Origin of the sequence: Psychrobacter sp. ENNN9_III, from assembly GCF_001462175.1 — a bacterium.
Lineage (GTDB): Bacteria > Pseudomonadota > Gammaproteobacteria > Pseudomonadales > Moraxellaceae > Psychrobacter.
Genome location: NZ_LNUO01000154.1, coordinates 1 through 8,111, shown reverse-complemented (window position 1 = coordinate 8,111; position 8,111 = coordinate 1). Strand labels below are relative to the sequence as shown.

The following is an 8,111-nucleotide window of genomic DNA, read 5'->3' as shown; positions in this document are numbered from 1 at the left end:
AATAGGAGCTTTTCCTATTTGCCTCATTCGATTGTAGCGAAAAAACAAGAGCTATACCATGGCTATTATTCACCCGTAAGTTTATATTTAATTAAATAAAAGCGTTTATGATTGGTTTTACAAAACGTAAAGTTTGAGTTTACCAGCTTGCCCAAATCTCTGAAACCTATGATAATAGAGACATTAAAGGGCACAAGCATATTGCCTAACACAGTTTTAACAAGATTATCAGTAACCAATAATCCATATTTGAACGTGCAGCGTGACAGTTGCCGTTACATATCCAATAATAATGAGGAACAAACATGATAGATCAAAATTTATTAGATGCTGTCAAAAATTATAGTGAAAATATGACCCGCCCGATTACCTTTGTATTGGGTAGCGGTGAGCACGAAAAACGTAGTGAGTTGGTTGAATTTTTGACCAAAATCGCTGGTACCACCGATAAGATTAACTTCGATGCAAAAGCAAACGATGACAGCTTGCCAAGTCCAATTAGCTTTGCGGTTCGCAGTCATATCGATGATGTACTTACCGATACAGGCATTGTGTTCAGCGGTATCCCAGGTGGCCACGAGTTTACCTCGCTTATCTTAGCAATACTTCAAGCGGGTGGGCATACGTTAAAGCTAGATGAAGGCATTCAAAAGCTCATTAAGCGTTTTAATAAGCCTTTACAGTTCCAAACTTACGTATCGTTATCTTGCCACAGCTGCCCAGAAGTGGTGCAGGCATTGAACCAATTTGCACTGTTAAATGATGATATCAGCAATGAGATGATCGATGGCGCGTTGTTCCAAGAGCAAGTCGAGGCGAACAATATCCAAGGCGTACCAGCAGTCTTTTTAAACGGTAAGCCGTTCGCCAATGGCCTCATCGATACGGCAAAACTGATTGAAAAGCTACAAGATCAGTTTCCTGACTTGTTAGCAGAAGCGAGCGATGACGAAGAGCAGTTAGAGCAGCAAGATGTCACTATCATCGGTGCAGGTCCTGCTGGGGTCGCGGCAGCGATTTATACGGCGCGTAAAGGCCTTAAAGTGACGATGGTCGCTGACCGTATTGGCGGACAGGTAAAAGACACGCAGGATATTGAAAACCTGATTTCTGTACCCTTAACTAACGGTACTGACTTGTCGACCAACTTTGTTAAACACTTAGGTGAATATAACATTACACTAAAAGAGCATGTCAGTGTTAAAGAAATTGGCGAGACCAAAGACGAAAATTATAGCATCCACTTAAACACAGGTGAGACGTTTGAGACTCGCAGTATTATCCTAGCAACTGGTGCCCAGTGGCGTAAGCTTGGCGTACCAGGTGAAGAAGAAAACATCGGTAAAGGTGTTGCTTACTGTGCGCATTGTGACGGTCCTTTTTTCAAAGATAAAGATATTTCAGTCATTGGCGGTGGTAACTCAGGTGTGGAAGCAGCGTTAGATCTTTCAGGTATTGTGAAGCATGTAACGGTACTCGAGTTCGCTGATGAATTAAAAGCGGATCAAGTGTTGATTAATAAAGCCAAAGAAAAAGACAATATCGAATTTATCACTAGTGCAGCAACGCAAGAGATTAAAGCGACTGATGGTAAAGTTACCTCTATTGTGTATCAAGATCGCAGTTCAGGTGAGACGCACGAGCGTGACTTATCAGGGGTATTTGTCCAGATTGGCTTAGTACCGAATACTGGGTTTATCAAAGGTTTTGTTGATTTGAACCGCTTTGGCGAGATTGAAATTGACGAGCGCTGCCGCACTGACCGCAAAGGTATCTTTGCTTGTGGTGACGTAACGACTGTACCATTTAAGCAGATTAACATTGCGATGGGTGAGGGCAGTAAAGCGGCATTATCAGCGTTTGAATACTTGGTTATGCAGTAGGCTATTAAACTCTAAAGTTACTATAAGAAACCACCTTTTTTGAGGTGGTTTTTTTTATGTCGGATACAATCAGTTCTTATTTCGAATCAAAGCAATAATCGGTAGCGCAATCACATACATGAGCACCCCATATACGGCAGCAGGTAGAGCAATAGCAGGCAAACCTGCTGCTGTGCCCATAATGATGGGAGCTAAAGTAATGGCAGTCGTACTGTTTTGAATACTGGTCTCTATCGAAATCGTTTTGGTGTCAAACCAGCTAAGCTTTAACGTTTTAGAAATCAAAATACTTAATACAAATAATGCCATGATGATAAGGACTAGCTCAAGCCCCATCGATGTTAACTGTGACTTTAGTAGTTCCCAGTTAGAAGCGATGGCTGCAAAAACAATCAACACAAAAAAGATACTGGCTAAGCTGTTTAGAATGCTGCTCCTACGCACCATAAAATTAGTAAATTTACGACGAGCGAGCATACCGAGGGTTACGGGCAGAGTCGTCAATAAAAACATGACAAGACCGATTTTGACAGCGCTAATAGAGCCTGCTTGGTCTTGCATAAAGTGCTTAAAGGCTAAAGTAATTAAGATAGGCAAGGTGACGACTGATAACAAGCTGACCACACCAGTGAGCGCAACAGAAAGTGCGACATTACCTTTAGCATAATAGGTAAGCATGTTACTGGTTACACCGCCTGGGCAAAAACTGATCAGCATGATACCAAAAGCAATTTCGGGTGGTGGTACCATTACTAAGACAACTGCTAAAGCGATTAAAGGGACCACAATGACTTGGTTAATTAAGCCGACAAAAAAGGCTTTGGGGTAGTTAATGATAACTTTAAAATCGCTAGGTTTTAGTCCTGTCCCTAACGTAAACATAATGTAGGCAAGCGCTAAAGGGAGCAGAGCCAGTGCAGTATTACTCATGAAACATTCCTTGTAAAATTGTCAGACATATTAGGATGACTGTTCAAATAATCCACATTCCTTGTGGCAATAACATTATAAATATACCCTAAAACATACTTACAGATGCGATAAAAGCCCATATATTTATATGAGCTTTTATTCATTTCGCTGAGTTTTGACTGTCAAGGTTTATCTCGGTGGTATTACATCGGTTTTAAGTTGCATTACCTATCCTAAATTGAATAGATCAGTCGTCTAATAAATCCATACGCTTAGCGGCTTCATAGATACCAGTTGAGCGATTGCCAGTACGGCAAAAAATCAGCATTGGCTGCTCAGCCTGATTAAAGAAATCCGCAAATTCTTCGACGTGATATTGGTTAAGCTCACTACCAGCAAAAGATACTTCTTTATAAGCGAGGCCTGCGTCGGTAGCAGCTGCTTCAATCTCTGCACTGGTTGGCTGGCCTGGCTCTTCACCATCAGGACGATTATTAATAATGGTTTTAAACCATTCTCAGCAATCATAGGGATTTGATCAGGGGTGATTTGTCCAGTAATACTAATATGATGGCTCATAAAAATTCCTAAATTATTTAAACGTACATAAACTATAAATTACAACAAACCTTGCATCAAGGCACTTTGGTACAGTAGCTTGGCACGCGCCCCAGTCCCGCAAAACATTAATATGGGTTTGGGCATCGCGTGATAAAGCGCGGCAAATTGCTCAACTGTCAGCATACTCAAGCGCTCATCATCGAAAGGAAGGTGCCGGTAGGATAGACTTGCCTGCTCAGCAGCATTGGTAAAGTCACAGCTATTAGGCTGCATATCAACCTCAGCATCAGGTCGTATGTTAAGTACTGAGCGATAGCCAAGCTCTGCAATTTTGATACATTGGCTTGGATAAATTTGTTTGTAGATGGTTATATCATTGGTCATAACTAGATTCAACTGGATTTGTCAAAGTAGGTTTGTTAAAGGTCAAAGAGTAATAAGTCAGTAATGAAATGGAGATTATTAGAGGCTATTTCAATTCATTTGTCTATACAAAAAACAGCATAGCGTATACCTTATCATAACGATATTTTGTGGCAGGCGATACCAGCGATTGATACGATGTCGCAAAATAAAGCATTCGCTAGCCATATTTTAAGGCGTTGACCGCATCTAACGTACTTAGATAGACCTGCCCTGATAGCTCAGTAATCAGCGGCGTATGACCGACGACATCCATGACGGGTCCCTTTACAAAGCTAAAGTGCAGACGTTTATCTTGCAGTGCCAGCTCCTTATTAAGCGTGCCGAGCATCTCTTGGGCTGTCAGGTCGATATGATTGACAGCTGACATGATTAAGATAAGCTCACGCGCGTCTGGGTATTGTTGTAACGCCTTTAGGATACGACGATGCACCGACTCACTATTGCCAAAAAACAGACTCTCATCAATACGCAAGAGCAATAAATTATCGAAAGTTGCTACATCATGACGATTGATATTACGAAAGTGTCCTGTACCGCCCAGCTGACCAACGATGGCGACATGCGGCTTACTCGATTGCCAAATAAGGCTAGCAAAAGATACCATTAAACCGATGACCAGTCCTGTATTTAGGCCAAGTATCAGCACGCCTGCGAACGCTGCTATAAAGCTTGCTGCGTCCAAGCGATCTCGCTGCCATGCCGACTTTAAGGTGTCGACATCGATAAGCCCAATGATAGAGGCCATGATGGTCGCCCCCAGAAGCGCATAGGGTAGCGGCGCGAGTGCTTGACCAAAAGCGATCAGTGCGGCAATCATTACTACGACAGTGACTAAGCTCGCCATTGGGGTTTTGGCCCCTGAGTCAACATTGATGGCAGTACGCGAAAAACCACCAGCGACCGCAAAGCTCTGAAACAGTCCGCCAGATAAGTTGGCAAGTCCAAGTCCTGTCAGCTCACGATTGGCATCGAAGCTTTCATCGCGCAGGCGTGCATAGGTGCTCGCAACTGAGCTACTAGACACAAAAATAATCAGCGCCATCAGTCCTGCGGTTGGCAAAAGCTTGAGCGCTTCTTGTACATCAGGTATATGAGGCAGGGTCAAGCTCGGTAGCCCTTGCGGTATACTACCGATGGTCGCAACGCCTAGCGCGCCCCAATGCAATGCCATACTCAGTATAATCGCCACACCGAGCAATATCAGCGGAAATAAGCGCTCGGCCCATTTAGCATAGGACGCTGATAGCCACGTGCGCCATACCCATTCGCTCGCATAGCGATTTGCTACTAAAAGCGCAAAAGCAATGATGCCAATGAGTAGAGTCAAGGGATGCAGCTGACGCACGTGCATCTGCATGGTAGATAGATAGCCAATCAAGCTGTTGCCAGCAATTGGAATAGCGGTCAAATACTTCAGCTGACTGACAAAAATAAGTACCGCCGCGCCGCTGACAAAGCCTGCCGACACTCCGCGACTGATAAACTGCATGATCCAGCCAAGCTTGAGACGTCCAGCTATCCAGAGCAGTGCCCCCACCATAAATGCCAGAAGGCTTGCCATAAGAGCGTACTGTTCAGCGCCTGCATCGGCATAGGGCAGCAAGCTACTTGCTGTCATAATCGCAGTGATGGCCACCGGTCCGACTGCTTGGACATTACTTGATCCAAGCCAAGCATAGACAATGACGGGTACAATCGCGGCATACAGGCCATAAACAGGTGGCAGTCCTGCTAATACTGCGTAACCGAGGCTTTGAGGAATGACAAGCACCCCTACGACCAACCCTGCAATGACGTCAGTTGGTAAGGTAGCTAGCTGGTATTGACGCAGCCACGTAGGAATCAGGTGAGCAGCGATAGAAGACATATCAGTACGTCATCACAATAAAAGGTGTTATCACAATGAATAGCATCTTTATACTAAGTTAAAGTGTTGGAATGCAGCACTATATTATAGCTCTGGCTTGGCACAAAAACGTTGATACAGTAGTTCTAGTACCGCTAAAGCATCTTCGCTTACGATACTGTAGTAGATTTGCTTGCCTTCACGGCGGGTAGCGACCAAATTGTCTTTACGCAATATACCTAGCTGCTGTGACAAACTTGGCTGTCCAACACCGACCAAGCCCTCAAGCTCACCAACGCAGTATTCACCTTGAGTCAGCTGACACAATAGCAGTAAGCGATCAGGGTGAGAGAGTGATTTTAACAATTGGCTGGCTTGCATGGATGCTTGTTGCATTTGTTTGGCAAGGTCGATAGGGGCAAAGTCTGCTGCATCAGATGATGCATCATCGCTGGTGTCGTGAGTAGTTGTACCCAATGCTGAAATAGAGGTAGTCAGAGTGAGCTCCTTATATAAGATAGCGTTAGATGTTGCATTATTATCTAACAATATATGGTTAATTATCAATGATATCGCAAATTATAGCAAGTTATCGTTATTTACATTATATAAATTGATAAACTATAGGGTAATTGTTATATTATTAGTCATAGATAGGTTGATAATATGTTAAACATTATATACGACTGAATATTATACTTAAAAATTATTTAGAGATTAAAACATTCTTATAGCGAGGCTGCCATGCAAGTTCATTCTTTCTTACATAGCGACACTGAGACTTATACACACGTACTGGCTGATGTGCAACAAAAGCTTTGTGCCATCATAGATCCTGTACTGGATTTTGATGCCAAATCTGGCCATACCGCCACCAGCAGCATCGATGAGGTCATTGCATTTGTCCGAGAGCAAGGCTGGGAGCTGGTCTATGTTATCGAAACGCACGCCCACGCCGATCATATATCAGCAGCCATTCATGTCAAAGAAATGCTTGGCGGTCAGTTGGTCATCGGTCAACATATCACTGAAGTACAAAAGATATTTAAGCAAATTTTTAACTTCGACATGAGTTTTCGTACCGATGCCAGTCAGTTTGATATTCTGACGGACGATGGTGAAAGATTGGCGCTTGGTGACATTACCATCACAGCGATGTATGTGCCAGGTCATACGCGTGCAGATATGGCGTATGTCGCGGCCGATGCAGAAAAAACCGTGGTATTTGTTGGAGATACGTTGTTTGCCCCTGATGTGGGTACAGCGCGCTGCGATTTCCCAGGTGGCGATGCCAAAATGCTGTATCAGTCTATCCAAAAGCTACTGGCTCTGCCTGATGATACCATCATGTATCTGTGTCATGATTATCCGAGTCAAGGGCGTAAGCACTGCCCAACCACCACGGTCGCCGCGCAAAAGATGGGCAATATCCATGTCAAAGACGGTATTAATGAGGCAGAGTTTGTGCAGATGCGCGAGCGCCGTGATGCCACGCTTGCAATGCCACGCCTGATTATCCCATCGGTACAGCTGAATATCGATGCCGGAAAATTCCCAAAACCGGAAGACAATGGCGTGCGTTATCTAAAAGTGCCGCTCAACGCCTTAGGATAATCGGTGAATATGGTAAATATAAAGTTATGCTATATTAAATAAGCAAACAGCCCCTCAATAACAATAAAAGATAATAGCTAAAAAAGGAGTCTGACAATGACTGAACAATACTCTCATCTGGTCTGTCCGCACTGCCAAGCGACCAATCGCGTACCAGCCGCCAAGCTGAATGATGCACCAAACTGCGGAAAATGTAGCCAGCCATTATTGACTGCTAGTCCTCATGAGCTAAACAGTCAAACGGTTAGTAAAGTCATTCAAAAAAACGACGTATTGACCATTGTGGATTTTTGGGCGAGCTGGTGTCAGCCTTGCATTATGATGGCACCGCAGTTTAAAGCCGCTGCCAGTCAGCTGCCGCAAGTGGTCTTTGCCAAAGTCCAAACGGACAAATACGAGCAAGCCGCCGCGCCTTATAATATTCGCAGCTTGCCGACGATGGTAGCGTTTAGAGGCGGCAAAGAGATCGCGCGGCAGTCAGGCGCGCTGCCAAATCAGCAAATCGTCCAGTGGGTACAAAGCCTGCAAACGTAACCGATGGGCTAGATTCATGGTATAAATAAAGAAAGCCAATACGTCGATGGCGTATTGGCTCTTAGCTTTTTTTATTCTATAGCGATAAACGATAATATGTTATCGATATTGTAATGGCTTATTTATTCACCATAAATTTTTATGCCATTGACGAAGCTACAGCGCTGGATACGAGCAGATTGGACTATCGCATCACGTTCGCCGTAGAGCCGTGACAATTTAACATCGCGAGCTTTAGTATTGTTGCTTTTACCCACCCCGAAGCTGATGTTAGGTGAGATGCCCCAGCGTCCAGCAGAGACGCCGACTCCTACGCCAGCTGACAGCGTGACTGA

The 8,111-nt window shown here is 44.1% G+C and carries 7 protein-coding genes and 2 pseudogenes; 3 read left to right on the top strand and 6 right to left on the bottom strand.

From position 1 onward, the window contains the following. The first annotated feature begins 305 nt into the window (after window positions 1-305). The gene (gene ahpF, locus PENNN9_RS09495) at window positions 306-1,883 is read left to right on the top strand and encodes an alkyl hydroperoxide reductase subunit F (protein ID WP_058369455.1); all 1,578 of its coding nucleotides are present in this window, start codon (window positions 306-308) and stop codon (window positions 1,881-1,883) included. 69 nt (window positions 1,884-1,952) lie between these two features. Here the strand turns inward: ahpF and PENNN9_RS09490 are convergent, their stop codons facing one another. The 5 genes and pseudogenes from PENNN9_RS09490 to PENNN9_RS13655 form a co-directional block, all read right to left on the bottom strand. After that, entirely contained in the window at window positions 1,953-2,813 is an 861-nt protein-coding gene (locus PENNN9_RS09490) for a bile acid:sodium symporter family protein (protein ID WP_058369454.1), read from the bottom strand. A 229-nt stretch (window positions 2,814-3,042) separates the two neighbouring features. Continuing rightward, window positions 3,043-3,374 (bottom strand): annotated as a pseudogene (locus PENNN9_RS09485) (TIGR01244 family sulfur transferase). 39 nt (window positions 3,375-3,413) lie between these two features. Further along, a complete protein-coding gene (locus PENNN9_RS09480; RefSeq protein WP_058369453.1) occupies window positions 3,414-3,740 on the bottom strand; it encodes a beta-lactamase hydrolase domain-containing protein in 327 nt (108 codons plus the stop codon). Window positions 3,741-3,939: 199 nt separating this feature from the next. Next, the gene (locus PENNN9_RS09475) at window positions 3,940-5,649 is read right to left on the bottom strand and encodes a SulP family inorganic anion transporter (RefSeq protein ID WP_058369452.1); all 1,710 of its coding nucleotides are present in this window, start codon (window positions 5,647-5,649) and stop codon (window positions 3,940-3,942) included. Window positions 5,650-5,733: 84 nt separating this feature from the next. Next, complete coding sequence (locus PENNN9_RS13655; protein ID WP_413771746.1) at window positions 5,734-6,195, bottom strand: ArsR/SmtB family transcription factor; 462 nt, start codon at window positions 6,193-6,195, stop codon at window positions 5,734-5,736. 177 nt (window positions 6,196-6,372) lie between these two features. Between PENNN9_RS13655 and PENNN9_RS09465 the strand changes: the two genes are divergently transcribed. After that, entirely contained in the window at window positions 6,373-7,242 is an 870-nt protein-coding gene (locus tag PENNN9_RS09465) for an MBL fold metallo-hydrolase (protein WP_058369451.1), read from the top strand. A gap of 96 nt (window positions 7,243-7,338) precedes the next feature. Further along, complete coding sequence (gene trxC, locus PENNN9_RS09460; RefSeq protein ID WP_058369450.1) at window positions 7,339-7,776, top strand: thioredoxin TrxC; 438 nt, start codon at window positions 7,339-7,341, stop codon at window positions 7,774-7,776. A gap of 122 nt (window positions 7,777-7,898) precedes the next feature. On the opposite strand, the pseudogene PENNN9_RS09455 reads toward trxC, so the two are convergent. Further along, window positions 7,899-8,111: pseudogene (locus PENNN9_RS09455) on the bottom strand (hypothetical protein); the annotation flags it as partial.